This window comes from Massilia sp. SYSU DXS3249 (assembly GCF_053668055.1).
Genome location: NZ_JBSIPX010000022.1, coordinates 35,560 through 58,213, shown reverse-complemented (window position 1 = coordinate 58,213; position 22,654 = coordinate 35,560). Strand labels below are relative to the sequence as shown.

Here is a 22,654-nt window from a genome sequence, read left to right as displayed (position 1 = left end):
ATCAGGAACCTGTCATGAATTCGCCGCTCACCGCTGAAGCAGGCGCCGCCTTGCGCGCCGTCGCACTCGACGACAAATACACCGTGGAACAGGGCCGCATTTTCCTGAGCGGCGTGCAGATGCTGGCGCGCCTGCCGATGCTGCAGAAGGCGCGCGACCGGCGCGCGGGCCTGGACACCGGCGGCTATGTGTCCGGCTACCGCGGTTCGCCGCTGGGCGGCCTGGACCTGGCCTTGTGGAAGGCGAAGAAGCATCTCGACAGCCACGACGTCGTCTTCCAGCCCGGCTTGAACGAGGACCTGGCGGCCACCGCCGTGTGGGGCACGCAGCAGGTCAACCTGTACGAAAGCGCGACGCGCGACGGCGTGTTCGGCATGTGGTACGGCAAAGGCCCGGGTGTCGACCGGTCCGCCGACGTGCTCAAGCACGCCAATTCGGCCGGCACCTCGCAACACGGCGGGGTGCTGATGCTGGTGGGCGACGACCACGCGGCCAAGTCCTCGACCGTCGCGCACCAGTCGGAGCACTTGCTGATCGCCTGCGGGATACCGGTGCTGTACCCGTCGAGCGTGCAGGAATTCCACGACTACGGCCTGCATGGCTGGGCGATGAGCCGCCATGCGGGGCTGTGGGTGTCGATGAAATGCGTCACCGACGTGGTCGAATCGTCGGCCTCGATCGAGATCGACACGGGCGCCATGCAGATCGTCATTCCCGAGCCGCCGGCGCTCGAAGGCGGGCTCGGGATCCGCTGGCCCGACGCGCCCCTGGACCAGGAAGCGCGGCTGGTCGACCACAAGTGGTATGCGGCGCTCGACTACATCCGCGCCAACAAGCTCAATAAGATCGTGATGGACGCCCCCGGGGCGCGCTTCGGCATCGTGGCGGCCGGCAAGGCCTACCTCGATTTGCGCCAGGCGCTGGCCGACCTGGGTATCGACGACGCAGCCTGCCACCGGATCGGCATCCGCATTCTGAAGGTCGGCTGCGTCTGGCCGCTGCACGCGGACGACGTGCAGGAGTTCGCCGCCGGCCTGGACGAGATCCTCGTGGTCGAGGAAAAGCGCCAGGTGCTCGAATACGCGATCAAGGAGCAGCTCTACAACTGGCCGCACGGGCAGCGTCCCCGGGTGTACGGCAAGTTCGACGAGCGCGACGGCGCAGGCGGCGAATGGTCGGCCCCGCGCGGTCAATGGCTGCTGCCGGCGCGCTACGAACTCTCGCCCGCGCTGATCGCCCGTGCGCTTGCGCGCAGGCTGGGCCGCGTCGGGCTGCCGGAGGAGCTGTGCACGGCGATCGAGGCGCGCATCGCAGTCATCGACGCCAAGGAGCGCGAAGCGGCGCGTCCCCGTGTGACGGCCGAGCGCAAACCCTGGTTCTGCTCGGGCTGCCCGCACAATACCTCGACCCGGGTGCCGGAAGGCTCGCGCGCGCTGGCAGGCATCGGCTGCCATTACATGGCGCTGTGGATGGACCGGAACACCGAGACCGTGACCCAAATGGGCGGCGAGGGCGTCAGCTGGCTCGGGCAAATGCATTTCACGCGCGACAAGCACGTGTTCGTCAACCTGGGCGACGGCACCTATTTCCATTCGGGCCTGCTCGCCATCCGCGCCGCCATTGCGGCCAGGGCGACGGTGACCTACAAAATCCTCTACAACGATGCGGTGGCGATGACGGGCGGCCAGCCGGTGGACGGCACGCTGACGGTGCCGCAGATTGCGCAGCAGGTGGTGGGCGAGGGCGCCGCGCGGGTACTGGTCGTCAGCGACGAACCGGAAAAATACGTAGACCGGACCGGTTTGCCTGCGAGCGTGACAGTGCATCACCGCGACCAGTTCGACGCCTTGCAGCTGGAGCTGCGCGAGGTGCCTGGCGTGTCGGTCCTGATCTACGACCAGACCTGCGCCACCGAAAAGCGCCGCCGCCGCAAGCGCGGCGATTACCCGGATCCGGCCCGGCGCGCCTTCATCAACCCGGCCGTGTGCGAGGGCTGCGGCGACTGCTCGGTCAAATCGAACTGCCTGTCGGTCGAGCCTCTGGAGACACCGCTGGGCACCAAGCGCAAGATCAACCAGAGCTCGTGCAACAAGGATTTCTCCTGCGTGAACGGCTTCTGCCCAAGCTTCGTGACGGCGGAAGGGGCGCAGCTGCGCCGGCCCAAGGCGGCCGCCGCCGACGCGCCTTCGCAGCTGGCCCCTGACCCGGTACTGCCGCCCTTGACGGGCGTCTGCGGCATCGTGGTGCCCGGTGTGGGCGGCACCGGCGTGGTGACCGTCGGCGCGCTGCTGGGCATGGCCGCGCATCTGGAGAACAAGGGCGTCAAGGTGCTCGACATCACGGGCCTGGCCCAGAAGGGCGGGGCGGTGCTCAGCCATGTGCAGATCGCCGCGCACCCGGAACAGCTGCACGCCACGCGGGTACCGATGGGGGAAGCGGCGGTGCTGATCGGCTGCGATGCGATGGTGGCGGCATCTGGCGACGCCCTGTCGCGGGTGCGCCACGGCCGCACCCGTGCCGTGGTCAACAGCGCCTCGGTGCCGGCGGCCGCCTTCCTGTCCAACCCCGACTGGACCTTCCCCGGTGCGGCTGCCGAAGGCGATGTCCGCGCGGCCATCGGTGACGGCTGCGAATTCATCGACGCCAACGCGCTGGCCCTGCGCCTGTTCGGCGACAGCATCTATGCCAACCCGCTGCTGCTCGGCTACGCCTGGCAGAAGGGCTGGATACCGCTTGGCCGGGCGGCGCTGCTGCGCGCCATCGAATTGAATGCCGTGTCGGTCGAGAAGAACCAGGCGGCCTTCGAAGCAGGTCGCCTGGCCGCGCACGATCCGGCCACGCTGGCCAAGGAGGCCGCCCGGCCGGCCGGCAAAGCCGTCGTGATGGCGATGCCGGTGACGCTCGACCGGCTGGTCGCGCAGCGCGTCGACCTGCTGACCGCCTACCAGGACGCTACCTATGCAGAGCGCTACCGGGGCGCGGTGGAACGCCTGCGCGCGGTGGAGAGCGGGATCGCTGGAAGCGGCCGCCTGGCTCTCACCGAAGCGGTCGCGCGCAATCTCGCCAAGCTGATGGCCTACAAGGACGAATACGAGGTCGCGCGGCTGCACAGCGGACCTGAGTTTCTGGAGGAGCTGCGCAGGCAGTTCGACGGCGAGCCTGGGAAGGACTACACGCTCAATTTCCATCTCGCGCCGCCGCTGCTGGCCAAGCGCGACGCCGGCGGGAAGCTGGTCAAACAGCGTTTCGGCCCATGGATGATGTCCGCCTTCAGGGTGCTGGCGCGGTTCAAGGGACTGCGCGGCAGCTTGCTCGACCCCTTCGGCAAGACCGCCGAGCGGCGCCGCGAGCGCCAACTGGTCGACGATTATTTCGCGCTGGTCGACATGTTCTGCACCAGCTTGAGCCCTGAACGCCTGGATGCCGCCATCGAGCTGGCGCGCCAGCCGGAGAAAATCCGCGGCTATGGCCATGTGAAGGAACAAGCCATGGACGCGGCGCAGGAAAGCCGCACGCTCCTGATGGCGCTCTACGATGCGCCCGCCAACCGATTACAAAAAAGCCTGAGGAGGTAAACATGAAAGTCCTGGTACCGGTCAAACGCGTGATCGACTATAACGTCAAGGTCCGCGTCAAGCTTGACGGCAGCGGCGTGGATATCGCCAACGTCAAGATGTCGATGAACCCGTTCGACGAAATCGCGCTCGAAGAAGCGGTCTGTTTGAAGGAAGCCGGCAAGGTCACCGAAGTGGTGGCAGTCTCGGTCGGCGTGCCGCAGTGCCAGGAAACCCTGCGCACCGGCATGGCGATCGGCGCCGACCGCGGCATCCTGGTCGAAACCGCCGGCGAGACCGAGCCGCTGGCCGTGGCCAAGATCATGAAGGCGCTGGCGGACAAGGAGCAGCCGCAGCTGATCATCCTGGGCAAGCAGGCGATCGACGACGATTCGAACCAGACCGGCCAGATGTTAGCAAGCCTGCTGGGCTGGCCGCAAGCGACCTTCGCGTCGAAAGTCGTGCTGGAAGACGGCAAGGTCACCGTGACCCGCGAAGTCGACGGCGGCCTGGAAACCGTTTCCTTGACCCTGCCGGCCATCGTCACCACCGACCTGCGCCTGAACGAACCGCGCTACGTCACGCTGCCGAACATCATGAAGGCCAAGAAAAAGCCGCTGGAAACGATCAAGCCGGAAGACCTGGGCGTCGACGTCGCGAACCGCCTGAAGACCCTGAAGGTCGTCGAGCCGGCCAAGCGCTCGGCGGGCATCAAGGTGCCGGACGTCGCCACGTTGGTGCAGAAGCTGCGCACCGAAGCCAAAGTCATCTAATAAGGAAACATCATGGTCGCACTCGTTATTGCTGAACACGACAATGGCTCCCTCAAGGGCAGCACCCACCACACCGTGACCGCGGCCGCCCAGTGCGGCGGCGACGTCCACGTGCTGGTCGCCGGTTCCAACTGCGGCGCCGCCGCCGAAGCCGCCGCGCAGATCGCCGGCGTCTCGAAAGTGCTGGTCGCCGACGCGCCGTATTTCGCCGACGGCCTGGCCGAAAACGTGGCCGAGCAGATCCTGGCCATCGCCGGTTCGTACTCGCACATCCTGGCGCCGGCCACCGCCTACGGCAAGAACATCCTGCCGCGCGTCGCCGCCAAGCTGGACGTGGCCCAGATCTCGGAAATCACCAAGGTCGACTCCCCTGACACCTTCGAGCGTCCGATCTACGCCGGCAACGCCATCGCCACCGTGCAGTCGAGCGACAGCGTCAAGGTCATCACCGTGCGCGGCACCGGCTTCGATGCGGCCGCCGCCAGCGGTGGTTCGGCTGCCGTCGAATCGATCGCTGCAGCAGCCGATTTCGGCAAGTCGGCTTTCGTCGGCCGCGAACTGGCGAAGTCGGACCGTCCGGAACTGACGGCAGCAAAAATCATCGTCTCCGGCGGCCGCGGCATGGGTTCCGGCGACAACTTCAAGCTGCTCGAACCGCTGGCCGACAAGCTGGGCGCGGCCATGGGCGCTTCGCGCGCCGCGGTCGACGCGGGCTACGTGCCGAACGACTGGCAGGTCGGCCAGACCGGCAAGATCGTCGCACCGTCGCTGTACATCGCCGTCGGTATCTCGGGCGCGATCCAGCACCTGGCCGGCATGAAGGACTCGAAGACCATCGTCGCCATCAACAAGGATCCGGAAGCGCCGATCTTCTCGGTGGCTGATTATGGCCTCGTGGGCGACTTGTTCGAGCTGGTTCCTGAGCTGACAGCGCAGCTTCACCAGTAATCGGCATAGCGTGGCCGGACGGCCAGGGTGATGAAGCCGAAAGCATCGGCATTCACCCGCCGTGCCGGTACGGGTGCAAGGACGATCTCCATTGACGATCCGGATTAGATATTTCACTCAGCGCGTTCGATGCGCGTACGCAGCTGTTCAAGCAGCTCGGCGGCCTTCGTCAGGGTTTCTTCGGACAAACCATCGAGCATGCCGACGCGAAAGGAATCAGCTTCCCCGCGCACCCGTGCATACAGCGCGCGGCCGTCATCGGTCAGCTGTGCGAGCTTGACGCGCCGGTCGATCGGGCAGGGCGCGCGCCTTATAAGGCCGTCGCGTTCGAGGCGATCGAGCATCGACACCACCGACGGTCCCTCGATGCCGAGCAGGTCGGCCAGCACGCGTTGCGAGGGCGGCTCAGTGGCCTTGGCAATCGTTGCGATCGTCATCCAGCCCGCCTGGCCCACGCCCGAATCTTTCAGGCGCGCCTCGAGCGCGAGGCGCCAGCTGCGCGCAGTCTCGTGCAGGGCAGTGGCGAAGCGTTCGGCTTGCGTTTGAAGGGTCTGGGACATGGATAGGCCCCGGTTCAGGGCAAAGCTTTTCGGATGTCGCGTTCATTGCAACACCGGTGACCTTACTCAGAGCGAAAATGCTGGAGCACGGCCGTGGCAATACTGCGGCGCCGGCAGGCGCTTGCACGACCGCCGGCGAAAGACAATATCGATCGGGCCGTTCGCTAACATGACCTTTAGCGATCGAACACTTCCTCGGGCGAGCGCACGCTGGTCCCGAGTATTGGGCCGACCAGCTCGTGTCCCCAGGTCGACAGTTTCTCCGGATTCAGTTCATAGCCGTCGTCATGCCAGGGCTCGAGCTCGACGATGCATTCGATCGCGAAACCGGAGGGCGTGAAGTGGTAGAAGGACATGTGCGGGTCCTGCGTATGCTGGCCCAGCGTCATCATCATTTGCAGGCCTTTCTTGCGCACCAGGTCGTAGGTCTCGCCGACGTCGCGCACCGAATGGACGGTGATGCCGACGTGCTGCACCCCGGCCTTGCCCGGCCCGAAACCGTAGGCGATGTCATGGCTGGTGTGCGTGTTGAGCTTCGAACGGAAGAATCCCGTCTTGCCCTTGCCGGCGCCAGCGCCGTAGTAGCGCATGCCCATGATGTTGGTCAGGAAGTGCTCGAGCTCGGGCGTGTATTCGGGGGTGATCAGGACCACGTGGCCGACGCCGCGCTCGCCGCAGGTAAAGCCGCCGTGGGGACGGCCCGGCTGGAAGGAGCGCGGCATCCATTTCTGGGCGTAGAACAGCTCGTGCTGGTAGCCGACCGGATCGCGGAAGCGGACGAGTTCCTTGACGCCGCGGCGCTCGCGCAGGGCTTCGTCGGCGAAGGTAAGTTCGACGCCATGCTCGCGGAAGCGTTCGACCGCCGCGTGAAACTCCAGCTTGCCCTTCGCTTCCCAGCCGATGTAGGCGATCCGGTCGATCTTTCCCGGATGGAAGGCGAGCCGGTGGCGCCGGTCGTCCATTTTGAAATACAACGAATCCGAATCGCCTTCCGGCGAAGGGGCGACCTGGAAGCCCATCACTTGTGGGCCGTAGTCGCGCCACGCGTCCAGGTTGGCGGTCTCGAAACCGAGGTAGCCGATACCGATGATGTCCATTGATTCTCCTGTTGGAATGGTGTTCAGATCGCGAGCAGTCCGCCGTCGACCACCAGGTCGGAACCGGTCATGAAGCGCGCCTCGTCGGATGCCACATACAGCGCCAGCGACACCACTTCTTCCGGTTCGCCAGGACGGTCCTGCAGCACGCCGTCGAGGATGATGCGGCGCGTGACGGGATTGTCGACGAAGGCCGCGGTACCCGGGGTCTTCACGAAGCCCGGGCTGATGCTGACGGCGCGGATGCCGAGCGGCGCGCCCTCGACCGCCACCTGCCGGGTGAACGAGACGACTGCGCCCTTGGCCGCGCTGTGGGCGCTGATGCCGGCCGCCTTCGAGCCGCCCCAGGCCGCCGTCGAGGCGATATTGATGACCACGCCGCCGTGCACCGACAGGTGGCGCCAGGCGTATCTGGTAGTGAAGAAGATGAGATCGAGTTCGTTACGGATCGTGAAATGCCAGTCCTCGATCGACATCTCGCCGACGCCGCCGAATTTCGCGGCCGAGGCGTTGTTGTAGAGAATGTCGATGCGGCCGAGTTCTTCCGCCGCGGACTCGACCCAGAGCCTGGCCTGTTCAGGGTCGCCGAGGTCGACCGGCGCCGAGCCGTGCAGGGTGTAGCCTTCAGCCGCCATCAGGCGCGCCGTTTCTTCGTGGGCGGCACGATCGACGTCGCAGCCGACGACGATGGCGCCCTCGCGTGCGAAGTACAGGGCCGCGACGCGGCCCTGGCCGCCGCCCGTGCCCGTGATCAGGGCGACTTTTCCAGCTAGTCTGTTCATGGGTTATCCCCGCAGGTAGGCGTCATGCCATGCGCGGGCTCGCCTTGCACCGTCAAGCCGGCTGCAAGTCGGCCCTGCGCCTGGCGCGTACGCCAGGTTGGAATCTCAGGCCGGGGCCTGGACTGCGATCGCTTCGGCCGGGCAGGCGGCGGCGCCTTCGCGCGCCGACTCCAGCAGCGCGTCGGGGACGATGTCGCTGTCGACGTAGACGATGCCGCCCTCGTCGAGCTTGTAGACTTCAGGGCAGATGGCGGCGCACAGGCCATAACCGCAGCACTTGCTGCGTTCGATGATGACGCGGTGAAGAAGTTGGTCGCTCATGATTCGTCTCTTTAATAATTATCCGACCGCGGGGGTCTGTGAGACGATTATGCACACAAATCGAAAATCTGTCACGTTTTGTGATGCGCGTATGTCAGAACAGGATATTCCCGATCTTGCCGGCAACTTTCCGCAAGGCCGCGCCGAGCTTGTCGATTTCCTCGCTGCCGTGCTGGCCGCGGAAGGTCACCGCCGATACGGCATAGGCGATGGCGCCGCTGCGGTCGGCGACGGGCGCCGCCACCGCCAGGATGCCCGGCGAAAAATAGCCGTCGTCGACGGCCCAGCCCTTGATGCGGGCGTCGGCCACTTGCTGGCGGTATTCCTCGAAGTTCAGAGGGCGCGGCCAGCGGATTTTTTCGAAGGCGGCGCGCAGGCGCGCCTCGTCGAGTTCCAGGTGGGCGGCAAACAGGCGGCCGCTCGCGCCCATCAGCATCGGCAGCCGCTGGCCGATCGCCATGTCGATGCGCAGGTCGCCCGGACTGGTTTCCGAGCTGACGAGCACGATGCGCTCGTTGCCCATGCGCCGCCACAGGGTCACGGTGACGTGATGGGCCGCGGCAAATTCCTGCATCAGCGGGCGCACCACCTCGAGCCGCTGGCCCTGGGTCACCAGGTGCTCGACCAGCTTGGCCAGGCCCAGGCCCGTGGAATAGGTTTTCGAGAGGGGGTCGAAGTCGAGCATTTCCTCGGCGACGAGCGTGCGCAGGGTATTGAAGCAGGTACTGGGATTGAGCGCCAGCTCGCGCGCAATGTCGGCCGCGCGCTCGGGCGAGCCGGAAGCGGTCAGGAAGCGCAGTATGCGGATCGCGTTCACGACCGGTTTGACGATGACACCCGTGGCCAGCTCGGCCCGCTCTTCGCTGCTTGTAGTGGTGGCCATGCGGCGCTCCAGTGGGCGACCAGAGCGGCGATGCGCGACTGAGTCGATATTTAAAATACCATTCTAATATCAGAATCAGTCGCGGGCAAGCGTGCTTGTTCGAAAGGCCCCTGACAATGCTTGTTCAATCCCGTACCAGCAGTAAACTTCCTCCCAGCGGGCCGCCGCCGGAGGCCGCCACCGCTACCTTATGAGGTGCGACCTGGCGCGCAGCGGCGCGTCCCCAGAGCTGGCTGCAGGCCTCATGCACATACCCCAGGCCATGCGTGCGCCCGCCGGACAGCTGGCCGCCGTTGGTGTTGACCGGCAGCTCCCCCGACAAGGCAATGCGCCGCCCACCCTCGACGAAGGGACCGCTCTCGCCGCGCGGGCACAGGCGCAGGCCTTCCAGCCACATCATCGTCAGGATCGAAAAGCCGTCGTACAGCTGGGCATTGCCTACCTCCGAAGGTTTGATATCGGTGCGCGCCCACATCATGTCCCCGCAGTCGCGCGTGGCCATGGCGGTGAGGTCGAGCTGGTCCCAGGACCAGGGCTGGTGCAGCGCGGCGCCGATAGCCTCGATGCGCACCGGCGGGTTCGGGCCATCCTTCGCCGCATCGACGCGCGAGAGGATGATGGCGGTCGAGGCGTCGCAGTGGACGTCGCAGTCGAGCATGCGCAGCGGCGTCGAGATCATGCGCGAGGCCATGTAGTCGTCCATGCCGAGCGGCGTGCGGTAGATCGCCTTCGGATTGAGCGCCGCATTCGCGCGGCAGGTGAGGGCGATCTGAGCCAGCTGCTCCGGCGTGGTGCCGTACTCATGAAAGTGGCGCTGGGCGTACATGGCCATCAGGTTCACGCCGGACAGTACATTGAAGGGCGTGTACCACTGCCAGGCGGCGCTCGTATCGCGTCCCACGGTCTTGTTGGTCAGCGCGCTGGCGCCCTTGTCGGTCTGGCGCCGCGTGGCCTCGGTAATCGTGCGGAACACCAGCACATGGCGGCACAGGCCGGCGGCGATCGCCATCGCGCCATTGATCACCCCGGCCAGCGGTCCCGGTCCCTCGTAGCCACCGCCATACCAGTTCACGTTCAGGCCGAGGGTGCCAATCAGGGCATTCGGGCCGACCGGAGAGAAGGCATCGCCATTATTGTTGTCGCCGGGCCAGCATGACACGCCGTCGATATCGTCGCGCGACAAGCCGGCGTCGGCGATGGCCTCCAGGCAGGCGTCGAGCGTCAGGCGCATGGCCGATTTGTTCGACGGACGGCCCACTTCCGATTGGCCGATGCCGGTAATCGCCACGTCTTTTTCGTAGAGTCGGTCGAACATCATGCGGCCTTTTCAAAGAGGGGAAGCCAGACATCCTCGACCTGCTCGAAGCGCACTTGTACCGGCATGTCGATGCCTACCTCCTCGGGCGCCGTCCCGACGATATTCGTGACGAAGCGCAGGCCGGCCTGTTCTGCCAGTTCGACGATCGCGACCACGTAAGGCTCCTTCAGGTCGGCGCGCCAGGGCTGGTGATTGACGGTATAGGTGACGACCTTGCCGGCGCCGGACACCGCTTTTGGCGCCACGTCTTCCGACAGGCAGCGCGGGCAGATTGGGGCGGGCGGGTGGAAGAACTGGGCGCAGGCGCCGCAGTGGTGCATGCGCAACTCGTTCTCGGCGCCGCCTTGCCAGAAGGCGCGGTTCTCGAGTGTCAGGACAGGAAGTTTTCTGGTCATGCTGAGGCCTTTCAACGCGGGTCGGCGTGGGCTGTCGATGCAAAGATTCTACAACTATGTAGACAGAAATTGAAAATATGTTTAAAGTTTTCCTCAGTTGTCCCGGTTTCAACCGCTTTACCTACGAAAGCCAGCCATGAGCGCAAGACTCGCATCCCGCATCATCGTCGTTACCGGCGGCTTCGGCATCCTCGGCCGCGCCGTGGCCGATCGCCTGCTTGAAGAGAGCGCGCGCGTCGTCCTGCTCGACCGCGCCGCCGCGCCGGCGTCCGGGCTGCCGCAGGTGGCGCTGGCGCTCGGCGGCGTCGAGCTCGGCGACGAAAGCGCCTGCCAGGCGGCCTATGCCCAGGTGCGCGAAGTGCTGGGCGGCGTGGACGGCGTCGTCAACGTCGCCGGCGGGTTTACCTGGGAGACGCTGGAAAGCGGCGCCCTGGGCTCGTGGGACCGCATGTACGAGACCAATGTCCGCACCGCCGTGTCCAGCTGCCGGGCGGCGCTGCCGCACCTGCTGGCGCGCGGAGCCGGCCGCATCGTCAATGTCGGCGCCGCCGCCGCGCAGAAAGCGGGCATGGGCATGGGCGCCTACGCAGCATCGAAGGCCGGGGTGGCGCGCCTGACCGAGGCCCTGGCGGAAGAATTAAAAGACCGCGGCGTTACCGTCAACGCGGTCCTGCCGAGCATCATCGATACGCCGGCCAACCGCAGCGACATGCCGGACGCCGATGCCAGCCGCTGGGTCGCGCCAGGCCAGCTGGCCGCGGTGATCGCTTTCCTGCTGTCCGACGAGGCCGCGGCGCTCACCGGCGCTTGCATTCCGGTGAACGGCCGGGTGTAGTCGCGCTATCCATTCAGAGAGGGTACAGCCACGACAAAAGGCATGCGCCCCGCAACGGAGACATGAAGCATGAGACTCGTAACCTACCGTGACGAACGTGGCGCAATGCGCCCCGGCGCCCTGATCGAAGCCGATAGCGCCATCGTCGACCTGGCCAGCGCCGCGCAGGAAACCGGCCTCGGGCGCTGGCCGGCCTTCACCAGCATCCTGGCGCTGGTCGAGGCCGGGGAGGAAGCACTGGACGAGGCGCGCCGCCTGGTGGAGCGTGCGCCGACGGCCTCGGTGATCGAACGCGCCAGCGTCAAGCTGTGCGCGCCGATCCAGCCGCCGCCCCAGATGCGCGACTGCTCCTGCTTCGAGCTGCACCTGAGGCAGAGCTTTGCCGCCGCCCGCCGCGCGCGGGTCGCCCACCTGCCCAATCCCGAGGAGGCGCTGGCGCAGATGAATACCCGCGCCGACGAGCGCGTGCTCGCCACCTTCAACCGCCAGCCGATCTATTACAAGTGCAACCGCTTCGCCGTGATCGGTCCGGACGAGGACGTGATCTGGCCGGCCTACAGCCGCGCGATGGACTTCGAGCTCGAATTCGCCTGCTATATCGGGCGCAAGGCCAAGGACGTGCCGCGCGAACGGGCGCGCGAGCATATCGTCGGCTACACCATCTTCAACGACATGAGCGCGCGCGATACCCAGGCGCTGGAAATGGCCGGTATGCTCGGCCCCGCCAAGAGCAAGGACTTCGACACCGGCAACGTTATGGGTCCCTGCCTGGTGACGGCGGACGAACTGCCCGATCCGTATGACCTCAGCATGGTCGCCCGCGTCAATGGCGAGGAGTGGGGCAGGGGCAGCACGCGCGACATGCGCTGGCAGTTCGACGACCTGATCGCCCATATCTCGCGCTCCGAAACCCTCTATCCGGGCGAAGTGCTCGGTTCGGGCACGGTCGGCAACGGCTGCGGGCTGGAGCAGCTGCGCTACCTGAAGCCAAACGACGTGATCGAACTCGAAGTCGAGGGCATCGGCATCCTGCGCTCCCGAATCGTCAAATTGTGAACCCGCACGACTGAAGCATTCAACGGCGCCACCTGCCGCGAGAGCCAGGGGCGCCGCTTCCCAACGACCTTCGAGGAGACAAGCATGGTCGGAACCAAGAACGGCGCGGCGATCGATTTCGCCGAATTCAGGCAAGCCTGGCGCGTCCTGCTGCTGGCGATCGCCGGCGTCATGATCAGCATAAATGCGGCACTGCTGTACGGCTTCGGGGTACTCGTGATTCCCCTGCAAACCCAGTTCGGCTGGGACCGGCCCGCCCTGCAGGCCGCGATCAGCTTCCTGTTCGGCGGGGCCGTGATCGGCCTGCAGCTGGTCGGCTGGCTCAACCTGCGCTACGGGATCAAGCGCGTCACGGTGGTGTCGCTGCTGACGATGGCACTCGGCTACCTGGCCACGACGCAGATCGGCGGCTCGGTCTGGACCTTATATGCGGCCTTTTTCCTGCTGCCGATCGTCGGCATGGGCGCGCTCGCCGTGACCTGGACCCAGCTGCTCGCGCTCTGGTTCGTGCGCAACCGCGGACTGGCGCTGGCGCTCGGCCTGTCCGGCACCGGTATCACCGCCGCGGTGACGCCGCCGCTGTTCGCCTGGGGCGTGGCGCACTGGGGCTGGCAGGCGCCGTTCGTGATTCTCGCCCTCGTCAACGTCCTGATCGGCATCCCGCTGACGCTGGCCTGGTTCCGCCTGCCCGAAGTACGCGTGGCCGCGCAGACGGCGGACGGCGCACCGGTGGCGCTGGCGGGCATGAATTTCCGCGCGGCGCTGGCCTCGCCCAAGTACTGGATCTGCAATATCGCTCTGTGCCTGGTCGTTTCGGCCGTGATGGGCGTCGTCACCAGCACGGTGCCGATGCTGCGCGACCGGGGGCTCGACAGCGCCGCCGCCACCGCGGTGTTCGCATGGTTCGGCATCGCCCTCGTGCTCGGGCGCCTGGTGGTCGGCTACCTGCTCGACCGCCTGTGGCCGCCGGCCGTGGCCGCGATCAGCCTCGCGCTGCCCGCCGCCGGTTCCTTTATCTTCCTGTCTGGCAGCACCGACATCGCTTTGCTGTCGGGTGCCGCAGCGCTGGCGGGCCTCGGCGCAGGCGCGGAATTCGACATTGCCGCCTTCCTCATGGCGCGCTACTTCGGACTGAAGGACTATGGCCGCATCTTCGGACTGCACCAGGGCCTGATCACGGTTGCTTCCGCAGCGGCGCCGCTGATGTTCGGCGCCATGTTCAGCGCCACCGGCGGCTACACCATGATGCTGACCTATTGCGCGGCCAGCACGCTGGCTGGGGCGGCCATGCTGCTGATGCTCGGCCGCAGTCCGCAGGCCTCCGTCCAGGCGCAAGCTGTCGGCGCCTGAGCCTTCATTTCATACCGGGAACCAGAATCATGTCGCTCAACAGTGTCGTCATCGCAGGAGCCGGCCACGCCGGCGTGCAGGTCGCCGTCTCGCTACGCCAGGAAGGCTTCGGCGGGCGGATCGCGCTCGTCAACGACGAACCCTGGCTGCCCTACCAGCGCCCGCCGCTCTCGAAAGCTTTCCTGCTGGGGAAGATCGATGCGACTGCCATGCAGTTCCGCAGCGAGGCCTTCTACCTCGAGCAGCGCATCGACCTCGTGGCCGACCGCGGCGCGGCGATCGACCGCCAGAACCGGCGCCTGCTGCTGGCCTCCGGCGAAGCGCTCGACTACGACCACCTGGTGCTGGCCACTGGTGCGCACAACCGCCCGCTGAACCTGCCGGGCGCGGAGCTGGATGGGGTGTTCGGCGTGAAGACCCGCCGTGATGCCGAAACGATCGCGCCGCTCCTGAAGACGGTCAAGCGCGTGGTCGTCATCGGCGCGGGCTTCATCGGGCTGGAATTCGCCGCCGTGGCGGCTGCCGAGGGCGCCGCGGTCGAGGTGCTGGAACTGGGCGAGCGGCCGATGGCGCGCGCGGTGTCGCCGCAGATGTCCGCGCTGTTCCGCACCGCGCACGAGTCCTGGGGCGTGCACTTCAATTTCCGCTGCGGCGTGTCCGAGATCGAGGGCGACAACGGCCGGGCGGTCGCCGTCATCACCGCCGATGGCCGCCGGCTGCCGGCCGACCTGGTCGTCTACGGCATCGGCGTGATTCCGAACGTGGCGCTGGCGCTCGAGGCGGGACTGGACATCGATAACGGCATCCGCGTCAATTCCAGCCTGCTCAGCTCCGATCCGAACATTTCGGCGCTGGGCGACGTCGCCGCCTTCCCCTGTGTGCAAAACGGCGAGCAGCCGACGCGGCTGGAGTCGGTGCAGAACGCGGTCGACCAGGGCAAGCTGATTGCCGCGCGCCTGATGGGAAAGCCGGCGCCCTACAGCGCGCTGCCCTGGTTCTGGACCGACCAGGGCACGCTCAAGCTGCAGATCGCGGGACTGGCCTTCGGCGCCGACAACCATGTCGTGCTGGGCGACCCTGCCGCGCGCCAGATATCGGTGCTGTGCTTCCGCGGCGAAGAGCTTCTCGCCGTCGAATCCTGCGGCCGCGTGGGCGACCATATGGCGGCGCGCAAGATCCTGGCGCGTCCACCGGCTTTGACGCCATCGGCCGCCGCCGCGCCGGGCTTCGAACTAAAAGACTGGGAGGCGGCCAACCGCTGAGCGGTCTGGCCGGATTCAGGCGCGGTCCGCGGCCAGCCAGGCGCTGTCGTCCAGTGTCAGCGCCTCCGGGCGGGCCGAGAAATCCCACGTCGAGCCGACGATGCGGATCGCCTGCGGGGCGCGCTGCGGCTGCTGCGCGTAGCATCTCCCGGTCAGGTGCGCATGCGGCTCCTTGTCGATATCCTTCAGGCGCCCAAGCGAAATCAGGGCGCAGCGGCGCAGCACCAGCGCCGCTTCCGCTTCTTCCACCGGCAGGGTCGTGAGCGCCCAGCGCGCCATCCCCTGCCGCATGTCGACGCCGGCATAGGGTGCCGGCCCAAGGATGGCGCTGCCCTCGACTTCCCAGTCCAGCACGGGGACGCCGTCGCGCAGCAGGCGCGCATGGGTGCGCCCGTCGACATGGCGCGGGATTTCGATATCGAAGCGGCGCGCCGTGTCGCCCCGGCTGGCCGCGGCAATCGCCAGGCCCGCGAGGTCGAACATGTGGGTGCACTGCTGGGTGGCGTCGGTATGCAGGGTCACCGAATTGGCGACCGCGTCGAGGCGCATGCCGGCCAGCTTCTGCAGTTCCGGGGCCGCGCCCGGGCAGGCGCTGAAGGGATGGCGCGGCGTTTCCCCACGCACGGCCGTCACCACCCCGTCGCGGTAGTCGACTGCGACCCGGAAATGATGGAAATCGTCCTCGAGCGCCGCCCGAACCTGTCCGTGCCCTGTGCCGTGTTGCCCGATCAACTCGATCCGCCTGCGAAAGCATTGCATATTGAATTTCCCGATAGGGGTTATTTGCACGAATGTGTACAATAACAGAAAAAATGTTCAACAGTGAGGAGGCGGGCATGGGACTTCTGCAGGATAAGGTAGCGCTGGTCACCGGCGCAGGCGGCGGTATCGGACGCGGTGTGGCACGACGTTTCGCGCGCGAGGGAGCGGCGGTGGTGATCGCCGAAATCGACCGCGAGAGCGGGGCGCAGGTCGCGCGCGAGCTCGAGGAACTGGGCGGGCGCGCCCTGTTCGTGCATACGGACGTGCTGCGCAAGGAATCGGTGCAGGCGGCCGTGGCGGCGGCGGTCGCGCATTTCGGCGGCCTCGACATCCTGGTCAACAATGCCTTCGTGCCGACCCCCAACGTACTGTTGGAGGACAAGACCGACGAGATGCTGGAGCAGACGCTGACCTCCACCATCAAGGCCAGCTGGTGGGCCATGCGTGCGGCGCTGCCGCACATGCGTGAGCGCGGCGGCGGCAAGGTCGTCAACTTCTATTCGATCGACGTCGAGATCGGCGCCTGGCTGCATGCCGACTACAACACCGCCAAGGCCGGGATCGTCGGCCTGACGCGCAGCGCGGCGGCCGAGTGGGGGCGCTTCAACATCACCGTCAACGCGATCGCGCCGACGGCAATGGGGGCGACCTTCCACAAGCTGGCGGCCGAGAACCCGGGCTTCGCCGAGCGTGCGGCGGCGATGCGCCCACTGGGCCGCTGCGGCGATCCGGAAGACGACATCGGCCCGGTGGTTGTCTTCCTGGCGAGTGACATGTCGCGCTACGTCACGGGCGAATCTTTCCACGTCGACGGCGGACTGCACCTGCCCGGCTATAACTCCCGGCCCGCGCATGTGCCGGTGAGGGAGGCCTGACAGGTGGGACTCGAGAGCGCTGTCGATCCGATGCCAGCTCCGGAGCGCATCGGCCCGCGTGGTGGCACGCCGCCGAAAACCCAGGGACGCGCCGAGGCTACGGTCGCCGCGATCCTGGCGGCGACCGAGCAGATCGTCCTGCGCGAAGGATCGGAGCGCATCTCGATACTCGACGTGTGCCAGCTGGCCGGGGTTTCGCGCGGCACCTTCTACCGGTATTTCAGTTCGCAGGACGAGCTGCTCGACGCCTTTGCCCGCCACAAGCGCGCTTCCTTCCAGCAGGCGATGGCGGACGCCGTCACGCCCCATGCGGAGCCGGCCGCGCGCTTCCATGCGCTGGTGCGCTACCTCGACAACTACGCCGCGCACGGCCAGGCCCGGCTGCTGCTGGGCGCCGCCCCTGAATACACGCTGCGCCTGTTCGGTCGCCTGTTCAACGAGTCCCTGGTGCGCATCGAGGAACTGATGCGCAGCGTGTTCGACGCCTGGGACGCGCGCCTAGGCATCCGCATCGACCGCGAACTGGTCTGCGAGCTGATGATCCGCTGCGTGCTGAGCGAACTGGTGGTGCCACAGGAGCGCCCGCAGGACGGGGTGCAGCGGATCGTGACTTTCCTGTATTCGATCGTCGACTGCGAGGCGCGCGCAGTGTTGCAAAACCAGCCGCAAAAATAAAAGTTAAACAGAATTGCAAAATCTGTCTATCTTTGGCATGATGGGTCCTGATGTAAAAGCACCGACCGAGTGCGCCGGATTGAGACATGGAGCTTGTGGGCAGGCTGATTACGGCCGTCCGATGTGTCCGGCCGATTGCGCCCAGCGTCGGGATAACCAATCGTCACAGGGAGACACCCCATGCTCATCGACCTTCACGCCCACGCGCCGCACCCGGACTACTACGACCAGCACCCGCACTGGGGCCCATTCTTCGAAAAGCGCCCCGACGGCGACATCAAGCTGCGTGTCGGCCACTGGATCCTCTCGCTCGGTTCGCCTGAACGCAAGGCCGCGCTGAAGAAGGCCAAGGCCGAAGGCAAGGACCTCGACATCAACCAGTACCTGGAGCGCTGGGCCGATCCGAAGACCCGCCTGGCCGGCATGGATGCCGCCGGACAGAGCGCGCAAGTGGTCTCGGTGCCTTCGCACTGCTACATGTACTGGGCCGAGCCGGAATTCGGCGTACCGTTCGCGCAGAAGGTCAACGACGTGATGGCGGAATACTGTTCCGCTGCGCCGAACCGCCTGATGGCCTGGGCCCATGCGCCACTGAACGTACCGACTGAAGCGGCGAAAGAAATTCGCCGCGCCTGCACCACCCTCGGGGCCAAGGGCCTGGTTGCGGGTGGCGCGAATTTCGGCGGCCTCGAGTTCGACTCGCCCGAGATGGACCCGGTCTGGGAAGCCCTGTGCGACGTCGACCTGCCGATGTTCGTGCACGGCTATAACCAGTCGGTGACCTGGGGCGAGCAAGCCAATACCGACCGTTACGAGACCACCGCCATCGTCGGCATGAACTACGACGAGACCAAATGCTTCTGGAACATTATCAACGGCGGTGTGCTCGACCGTTTCCCGAACCTGAAGATCTACATTACCCACGGCGGCGGCTTCGTCCCGTACCAGCTGGGGCGCCTCGCGCAAACGAATCCGAACCTGGACGTCTCGCACAACAAGAAGCCGGTGCTGGACTACATGAAGAACTTCACCTTCGACGTCGAGCTGCACGAGCTGCCGATGCGCCAGGCCATGATCGAAGTCATCGGTGCCGACCACGTCGTCTACGGTTCGAACTTCGGCGGCAGCGACGCGGTGCGCCACGACCTGACCGATGGCCTGCGCCTGTCGGATGAGGACTTGCAGAAGATCCGCTGGAAAAACGCCTGCGAGCTGCTGCGCATCGACCCGTCGACCCTGGTCGAGGTGGCGAAGCCGGCGGCGATCGCAGCATGAAGATCGCGCGCTGCACCAATGGCGGGACGCCATTCTGGGCGCTGGTCGACAGCGAGACAGGAACACTGCGCGAGATCGCGGGCGTATTTGCCGACTGGGGGCCGGCGCTGACCCGTGCGATCGCGGCAGGCCGCGCGGCGGAAGGGCAGGCAGCCTTGCCCCTGCTGGGCGCGGTGCGCCACCTGGCCGATGTGCGCTTGCTGGCGCCGGTTGAACCGGTCAACCGGGTGGTGGTGGCCGGCGCCAATTACGCCAAGCACCTGGCGGGCGACTTCGGCCTGACCTCACCCTCGCAGCCGATCGCTTTCCTGAAGGCGTATGGGGCGCTGATCGGCGCGAACGATCCGATCCGCTATCCGCCGCTCACCGCTGAACTCGACCACGAAGTCGAACTGGTGGTCGTGCTCGGCGACGCACCGGTCGACCTTGAGAACCCGCTGGCGGCGGTGCTTGGCTATACCGTCGGCAACGACGTGTCCGCCCGCGACCTGCAGCGCAGCGGCCCGGCCGGCATCGGCATGGACCTGTTCGCGGCCAAGAGCCAGGACCGCAGCACCGGCGTCGGTCCCTGGATCGTCACGCGCGACGAATTCCCGGCCGGCAGCCCGCAGCTGCGCCTGAGTTTGAGGGTCAACGGCCAGCTCCGCCAGGACAGCACGACGGCCGAAATGACCTGGGACGTGGCGCAGTTGCTGCGCTTCGTCGAGCAGCGTTCGAGCTTTGCAGCGGGCGACATCATGTTCACCGGTTCTCCGGCAGGCGTTGGCCAGGGCACCGGACTTTACCTGAAGCCGGGCGACGTGGTCGAGGCGAGCGTCGAAGGGATCGGGACCATCAGCAATGTAGTCGGGCAGAAGCCCGGCGCTTGAGGAGACAAGAACAATGAGCGACAAGAACGAAGTAGTGGTCGTCGTCGGCGCCGGCCTGATGGGCACCGGTATCGCGCACGCCTTTGCCGGCAGCGGTTATGTGACGCGCCTGGTGGACAGCAACGGCCAGGCGCTGGAAAAGGCCCTGCATGGTATCCATGCCATCCTCGACGGCGGCGTCAGGCTGGGCAAGCTCGCGCCTGAGGCGGCCGAGGCGGCCAAGGCGCGCCTGAGCGTGCATACGGCGCTGGCCGAGGGCGCGCCTGGGGCCCACCTGCTGGTCGAAACGGTGTCGGAAAACCTGGCACTGAAAAAGGCGATCCTGGCCGAGGCGGCGCCCTTGCTTGCCGAGGGCGCACTGCTGGCGACGAATACCTCGGCCCTGTCGGTGACGGAAATCGCGGCCTCGGTGACGCATCCGCAACGCGTGATCGGCATGCACTTCTTCAATCCGGTGCACAAGATGAAGCTGGTCGAGCTGGTGCTCGGCATCGCCACCGACGAGGCGACCGTCGCGCGCAGCCGTGCCTGGGTCAATGCCATCGGGAAGACCGCAATCCTGGTCAACGAATCTCCGGGCCTGACTACCAGCCGCATGTCGGCCATGCTCGGCAATGAGGCGATGTGGATGCTGCAGGAGGGAACCGCCAGCGCCGAAGACATCGACACCGCGCTGCGCATGGGTTTCAACCACCCGATGGGACCACTCGAACTGGGCGACCTCACCGGCTGGGACACGCGCCTGTCGGTACTGCGCTACCTGCACTCCACGCTCGGCGAAAAATTCCGTCCTTGTCCGCTGATCATCAAGATGGTGGCGGCGGGCCGGCATGGGCGCAAGACCGGCCATGGGGTCTACCAGTACGACGCGGCGGGCCAGCGCGTGCCGGGCTCCGGGCTGAAGGCGAGCAATCTATGAAAGACATCTACATCGTCGAAGCCGTGCGCACGCCCGTCGGCAAATACAAGGGCAGCCTGGCCGGCGTGCGCGCCGACCACCTGGGTGCGCACCTGCTCAATGAAATCGTGCGCCGTGCCGGTATCGAAGCCGCCGAGGTGGACGACGTGATTTTCGGCTGCGTGACCCAGGTCGGCGAGCAGTCGGCCAACATCGCGCGCACCGCCTTGCTCGGCGCCGGCTGGCCGGCCTCGATTCCCGGCCTTGCGATCGACCGCAAGTGCGGCTCGGGCGAAGTGGCGGTGCACCTAGCGGCCGGGATGATCGCGTCCGGCGCCGCCGAGGTGGTCGTGGCCGGGGGCGCAGAAAACATGAGCCGCGTGCGCATGGGCGGCAACCGCGAGATCTACGGCGAAGCCTTCGGCTGGATGGCGTCCGACAAGTGGGAGCTGACCAGCCAGGGCGAAGCCGCCGAGCGCGTGGCCGACAAGTGGGAACTCAGCCGTGCAGAGCTGGACGCCTATGCCGTCGAGAGCCATCGCCGCGCCGCGGCGGCCACCCAGGCAGGCTTTTTCGAACGCGAGATCGCGCCGGTGCCGGTCGCCGCGCTGATGGAACGCGGCCATGCCGAGCCCGTGCCGGACGTGCTGTCCCATGACGAAACCATCCGGCCCGGCACGAATGCGGAAAAGCTGGGGACACTGAAGACCAGCTTTCGCGAAAACGGCAAGCTCAGTGCCGGTAATTCCTCGCAGATTTCAGATGGCGCCGCCGTGCTGCTGCTGATGTCGGCGGCTGCAGTCAATCGTCTTGGCGTCAAGCCGCGGGCCCGCATCCGCTCCTTCACGACGGTCGGCTCCGACCCGACCCTGATGCTGACCGGCCCGGTGGCGGCCACGCGCAAGGTGCTGGCGATGAGCGGCCTGGAGGCGGGCGACATCGACCTGTTCGAGGTAAACGAAGCCTTTGCCTCGGTGCCCCTGATGTGGGCGCGGGAACTGGGCGTCGGCCAGGAGCGCCTCAACGTGAATGGCGGGGCAATCGCCCTCGGCCATCCGCTGGGCGCGAGCGGCGCCCGCATCATGACTTCGCTGCTGCATGAACTGGAGCGGCGCGGCGCGCGCTACGGCCTGCAGGCGATCTGCTGCGCCGGCGGCATGGGCACGGCGACCATCATCGAACGCATGTAGCAAGGCAGGGCGGCAGGACCGGCACAGAACCGGCCGCCGCCAATACGCAGTACCTATAAAAGGAGACAGCAATGCACATCGACCTGAGCGGCAAGCGGGTGATCGTTACCGGCGCCTCGCGCGGCATCGGCCTGGCCATCGCCCGCGCCTTCGCGGCGGAAGGGGCGCGCGTCGCCATCTGCGCGCGCGGCGGCGAAGCGCTGCAGAGCGCTGCGCGCGAACTGTCGGGGGGCACGCACTGGGTCATCGCCCGCGAAGTCGACGTCACCGACAGCGCCGGTGTCCAGGCCTTCGTCGCCGAAGTGGCCGAGAGCTGGGGCGGCATCGACGTCCTGGTCAACAACGCGGGACAGGGGCGCGGGGGCAATCTCGACACCCTGACGCCCGAACAAATCCTCGAGCACGCCAACATCCTGCAGATGGGGCATTTCCGCTTCGTGCAGGCGGTGGTGTCGCATATGCGGCGCCAGCGCTGGGGGCGTATCGTCGAGATCAATGCCCTGGCCGGCGCGTTTCCGACGCCCGACGGCATTCCTTCGGTGATCAACCGCGCCGCCTGCCTTGCGCTGTCGAAGTCGCTCGGCATGTCGCTCGCGAAGGACAACATCCTCGTCAACTCGCTGAACATGGGCTGGATCGATACCGGCCAGTGGGACCGCCACTACCGCGAAGTGGGGCCGGGCGTCTCGCGCGAGGAATTCGACGCGATGGTGCTCAAGGTCGTGCCCCTCGGACGCTTTGGCAAACCCGAGGACGTGGCCGGCATGGCGCTGTTCCTGGCAAGCGAATACGCCTCCTTCATCAGCGCGGCCTCGATCGACATCGCGGGCGGGCTGCAGGGCCAGATCGCCTACTACCCGACACTCAAGCGCGATTTCACGGAGATGGTCCGGGCCCGTAACCAGGCCGCCGGCACTGAGTAATCCGTCGTACGAAAGCGACTGGACCATGCTCTTAAAATTCTCCATACAGAATC

At 66.6% G+C, this 22,654-nt stretch carries 22 protein-coding genes; 14 read left to right on the top strand and 8 right to left on the bottom strand.

Annotated elements, in window-relative coordinates; all coding sequences use genetic code 11:
- The first annotated feature begins 14 nt into the window (after positions 1-14).
- The 3 genes from ACWCIA_RS20525 to ACWCIA_RS20515 are packed head-to-tail and all read left to right on the top strand — an operon-like array spanning position 15 to position 5,275.
- The gene (locus ACWCIA_RS20525) at positions 15-3,575 is read left to right on the top strand and encodes an indolepyruvate ferredoxin oxidoreductase family protein (protein WP_454166314.1); all 3,561 of its coding nucleotides are present in this window, start codon (positions 15-17) and stop codon (positions 3,573-3,575) included.
- A gap of 2 nt (positions 3,576-3,577) precedes the next feature.
- The gene (locus ACWCIA_RS20520) at positions 3,578-4,327 is read left to right on the top strand and encodes an electron transfer flavoprotein subunit beta/FixA family protein (RefSeq protein WP_454166313.1); all 750 of its coding nucleotides are present in this window, start codon (positions 3,578-3,580) and stop codon (positions 4,325-4,327) included.
- A 12-nt stretch (positions 4,328-4,339) separates the two neighbouring features.
- Entirely contained in the window at positions 4,340-5,275 is a 936-nt protein-coding gene (locus ACWCIA_RS20515; protein WP_454166311.1) for an electron transfer flavoprotein subunit alpha/FixB family protein, read from the top strand.
- A 113-nt stretch (positions 5,276-5,388) separates the two neighbouring features.
- Here the strand turns inward: ACWCIA_RS20515 and ACWCIA_RS20510 are convergent, their stop codons facing one another.
- From ACWCIA_RS20510 to ACWCIA_RS20480, 7 genes are all read right to left on the bottom strand, one after another.
- Entirely contained in the window at positions 5,389-5,835 is a 447-nt protein-coding gene (locus tag ACWCIA_RS20510; protein ID WP_454166309.1) for a MarR family winged helix-turn-helix transcriptional regulator, read from the bottom strand.
- A 176-nt stretch (positions 5,836-6,011) separates the two neighbouring features.
- Positions 6,012-6,932, bottom strand: coding sequence for a VOC family protein (locus ACWCIA_RS20505; protein ID WP_454166307.1), 921 nt, complete (start codon positions 6,930-6,932; stop codon positions 6,012-6,014).
- Between the two features lie 23 nt (positions 6,933-6,955).
- The gene (locus ACWCIA_RS20500) at positions 6,956-7,714 is read right to left on the bottom strand and encodes an SDR family NAD(P)-dependent oxidoreductase (protein WP_454166305.1); all 759 of its coding nucleotides are present in this window, start codon (positions 7,712-7,714) and stop codon (positions 6,956-6,958) included.
- Positions 7,715-7,819: 105 nt separating this feature from the next.
- Positions 7,820-8,035, bottom strand: coding sequence for a ferredoxin (locus tag ACWCIA_RS20495; RefSeq protein WP_454166303.1), 216 nt, complete (start codon positions 8,033-8,035; stop codon positions 7,820-7,822).
- A 94-nt stretch (positions 8,036-8,129) separates the two neighbouring features.
- A complete protein-coding gene (locus ACWCIA_RS20490) occupies positions 8,130-8,918 on the bottom strand; it encodes an IclR family transcriptional regulator (RefSeq protein WP_454166302.1) in 789 nt (262 codons plus the stop codon).
- A gap of 124 nt (positions 8,919-9,042) precedes the next feature.
- Positions 9,043-10,236 carry a thiolase family protein gene (locus tag ACWCIA_RS20485; protein ID WP_454166300.1) on the bottom strand — a complete coding sequence of 398 codons (1,194 nt, stop codon included), beginning with the start codon at positions 10,234-10,236 and terminating at the stop codon, positions 9,043-9,045.
- Complete coding sequence (locus tag ACWCIA_RS20480; RefSeq protein WP_454166298.1) at positions 10,233-10,631, bottom strand: Zn-ribbon domain-containing OB-fold protein; 399 nt, start codon at positions 10,629-10,631, stop codon at positions 10,233-10,235. The genes ACWCIA_RS20485 and ACWCIA_RS20480 overlap by 4 nt, the downstream gene beginning before the upstream one ends.
- A 136-nt stretch (positions 10,632-10,767) precedes the next feature.
- On the opposite strand from ACWCIA_RS20480, the gene ACWCIA_RS20475 reads away from it, so the two are divergent.
- From ACWCIA_RS20475 to ACWCIA_RS20460, 4 genes are all read left to right on the top strand, one after another.
- Positions 10,768-11,466: an SDR family NAD(P)-dependent oxidoreductase gene (locus ACWCIA_RS20475; protein WP_454166297.1), complete on the top strand. Its 699-nt coding sequence runs from the start codon at positions 10,768-10,770 to the stop codon at positions 11,464-11,466.
- 69 nt (positions 11,467-11,535) lie between these two features.
- Complete coding sequence (locus tag ACWCIA_RS20470; protein WP_454166295.1) at positions 11,536-12,522, top strand: fumarylacetoacetate hydrolase family protein; 987 nt, start codon at positions 11,536-11,538, stop codon at positions 12,520-12,522.
- An 84-nt stretch (positions 12,523-12,606) separates the two neighbouring features.
- Positions 12,607-13,872, top strand: a complete 1,266-nt coding sequence (locus ACWCIA_RS20465) for an MFS transporter (protein ID WP_454166293.1) — start codon at positions 12,607-12,609, stop codon at positions 13,870-13,872.
- A gap of 29 nt (positions 13,873-13,901) precedes the next feature.
- Positions 13,902-15,134 (top strand): NAD(P)/FAD-dependent oxidoreductase, encoded by a 1,233-nt coding sequence (locus tag ACWCIA_RS20460; RefSeq protein ID WP_454166292.1) that lies wholly within the window; start codon positions 13,902-13,904, stop codon positions 15,132-15,134.
- A 15-nt stretch (positions 15,135-15,149) separates the two neighbouring features.
- Here the strand turns inward: ACWCIA_RS20460 and ACWCIA_RS20455 are convergent, their stop codons facing one another.
- On the bottom strand, positions 15,150-15,866 hold the full coding sequence (locus tag ACWCIA_RS20455; RefSeq protein WP_454166290.1) for a DUF2889 domain-containing protein: 717 nt from the start codon (positions 15,864-15,866) through the stop codon (positions 15,150-15,152).
- Between the two features lie 104 nt (positions 15,867-15,970).
- Between ACWCIA_RS20455 and ACWCIA_RS20450 the strand changes: the two genes are divergently transcribed.
- From ACWCIA_RS20450 to ACWCIA_RS20420, 7 genes are all read left to right on the top strand, one after another.
- The gene (locus tag ACWCIA_RS20450; protein WP_454166288.1) at positions 15,971-16,771 is read left to right on the top strand and encodes an SDR family NAD(P)-dependent oxidoreductase; all 801 of its coding nucleotides are present in this window, start codon (positions 15,971-15,973) and stop codon (positions 16,769-16,771) included.
- Between the two features lie 3 nt (positions 16,772-16,774).
- Positions 16,775-17,446: a TetR/AcrR family transcriptional regulator gene (locus ACWCIA_RS20445; protein WP_454166286.1), complete on the top strand. Its 672-nt coding sequence runs from the start codon at positions 16,775-16,777 to the stop codon at positions 17,444-17,446.
- 180 nt (positions 17,447-17,626) lie between these two features.
- On the top strand, positions 17,627-18,721 hold the full coding sequence (locus ACWCIA_RS20440; RefSeq protein ID WP_454166284.1) for an amidohydrolase family protein: 1,095 nt from the start codon (positions 17,627-17,629) through the stop codon (positions 18,719-18,721).
- Positions 18,718-19,590: a fumarylacetoacetate hydrolase family protein gene (locus ACWCIA_RS20435; protein ID WP_454166282.1), complete on the top strand. Its 873-nt coding sequence runs from the start codon at positions 18,718-18,720 to the stop codon at positions 19,588-19,590. Before ACWCIA_RS20440 ends, ACWCIA_RS20435 begins: the two co-directional genes overlap by 4 nt.
- Positions 19,591-19,603: 13 nt before the next feature.
- Entirely contained in the window at positions 19,604-20,509 is a 906-nt protein-coding gene (locus ACWCIA_RS20430; RefSeq protein WP_454166280.1) for a 3-hydroxyacyl-CoA dehydrogenase, read from the top strand.
- Positions 20,506-21,678, top strand: a complete 1,173-nt coding sequence (locus ACWCIA_RS20425) for a thiolase family protein (RefSeq protein ID WP_454166278.1) — start codon at positions 20,506-20,508, stop codon at positions 21,676-21,678. The genes ACWCIA_RS20430 and ACWCIA_RS20425 overlap by 4 nt, the downstream gene beginning before the upstream one ends.
- 71 nt (positions 21,679-21,749) lie before the next feature.
- Entirely contained in the window at positions 21,750-22,601 is an 852-nt protein-coding gene (locus ACWCIA_RS20420) for an SDR family oxidoreductase (protein WP_454166277.1), read from the top strand.
- Positions 22,602-22,654: the final 53 nt, after the last annotated feature.

Coding starts and splice junctions, on each gene's coding strand:
- ACWCIA_RS20525 (WP_454166314.1), top strand. CDS start 15: ATGAATTCGCCGCTCACCGCTGAAGCAGGCGCCGCCTTGCGCGCCGTC.
- ACWCIA_RS20520 (WP_454166313.1), top strand. CDS start 3,578: ATGAAAGTCCTGGTACCGGTCAAACGCGTGATCGACTATAACGTCAAG.
- ACWCIA_RS20515 (WP_454166311.1), top strand. CDS start 4,340: ATGGTCGCACTCGTTATTGCTGAACACGACAATGGCTCCCTCAAGGGC.
- ACWCIA_RS20510 (WP_454166309.1), bottom strand. CDS start 5,835: ATGTCCCAGACCCTTCAAACGCAAGCCGAACGCTTCGCCACTGCCCTG.
- ACWCIA_RS20505 (WP_454166307.1), bottom strand. CDS start 6,932: ATGGACATCATCGGTATCGGCTACCTCGGTTTCGAGACCGCCAACCTG.
- ACWCIA_RS20500 (WP_454166305.1), bottom strand. CDS start 7,714: ATGAACAGACTAGCTGGAAAAGTCGCCCTGATCACGGGCACGGGCGGC.
- ACWCIA_RS20495 (WP_454166303.1), bottom strand. CDS start 8,035: ATGAGCGACCAACTTCTTCACCGCGTCATCATCGAACGCAGCAAGTGC.
- ACWCIA_RS20490 (WP_454166302.1), bottom strand. CDS start 8,918: ATGGCCACCACTACAAGCAGCGAAGAGCGGGCCGAGCTGGCCACGGGT.
- ACWCIA_RS20485 (WP_454166300.1), bottom strand. CDS start 10,236: ATGATGTTCGACCGACTCTACGAAAAAGACGTGGCGATTACCGGCATC.
- ACWCIA_RS20480 (WP_454166298.1), bottom strand. CDS start 10,631: ATGACCAGAAAACTTCCTGTCCTGACACTCGAGAACCGCGCCTTCTGG.
- ACWCIA_RS20475 (WP_454166297.1), top strand. CDS start 10,768: ATGAGCGCAAGACTCGCATCCCGCATCATCGTCGTTACCGGCGGCTTC.
- ACWCIA_RS20470 (WP_454166295.1), top strand. CDS start 11,536: ATGAGACTCGTAACCTACCGTGACGAACGTGGCGCAATGCGCCCCGGC.
- ACWCIA_RS20465 (WP_454166293.1), top strand. CDS start 12,607: ATGGTCGGAACCAAGAACGGCGCGGCGATCGATTTCGCCGAATTCAGG.
- ACWCIA_RS20460 (WP_454166292.1), top strand. CDS start 13,902: ATGTCGCTCAACAGTGTCGTCATCGCAGGAGCCGGCCACGCCGGCGTG.
- ACWCIA_RS20450 (WP_454166288.1), top strand. CDS start 15,971: ATGGGACTTCTGCAGGATAAGGTAGCGCTGGTCACCGGCGCAGGCGGC.
- ACWCIA_RS20440 (WP_454166284.1), top strand. CDS start 17,627: ATGCTCATCGACCTTCACGCCCACGCGCCGCACCCGGACTACTACGAC.
- ACWCIA_RS20435 (WP_454166282.1), top strand. CDS start 18,718: ATGAAGATCGCGCGCTGCACCAATGGCGGGACGCCATTCTGGGCGCTG.
- ACWCIA_RS20430 (WP_454166280.1), top strand. CDS start 19,604: ATGAGCGACAAGAACGAAGTAGTGGTCGTCGTCGGCGCCGGCCTGATG.
- ACWCIA_RS20425 (WP_454166278.1), top strand. CDS start 20,506: ATGAAAGACATCTACATCGTCGAAGCCGTGCGCACGCCCGTCGGCAAA.
- ACWCIA_RS20420 (WP_454166277.1), top strand. CDS start 21,750: ATGCACATCGACCTGAGCGGCAAGCGGGTGATCGTTACCGGCGCCTCG.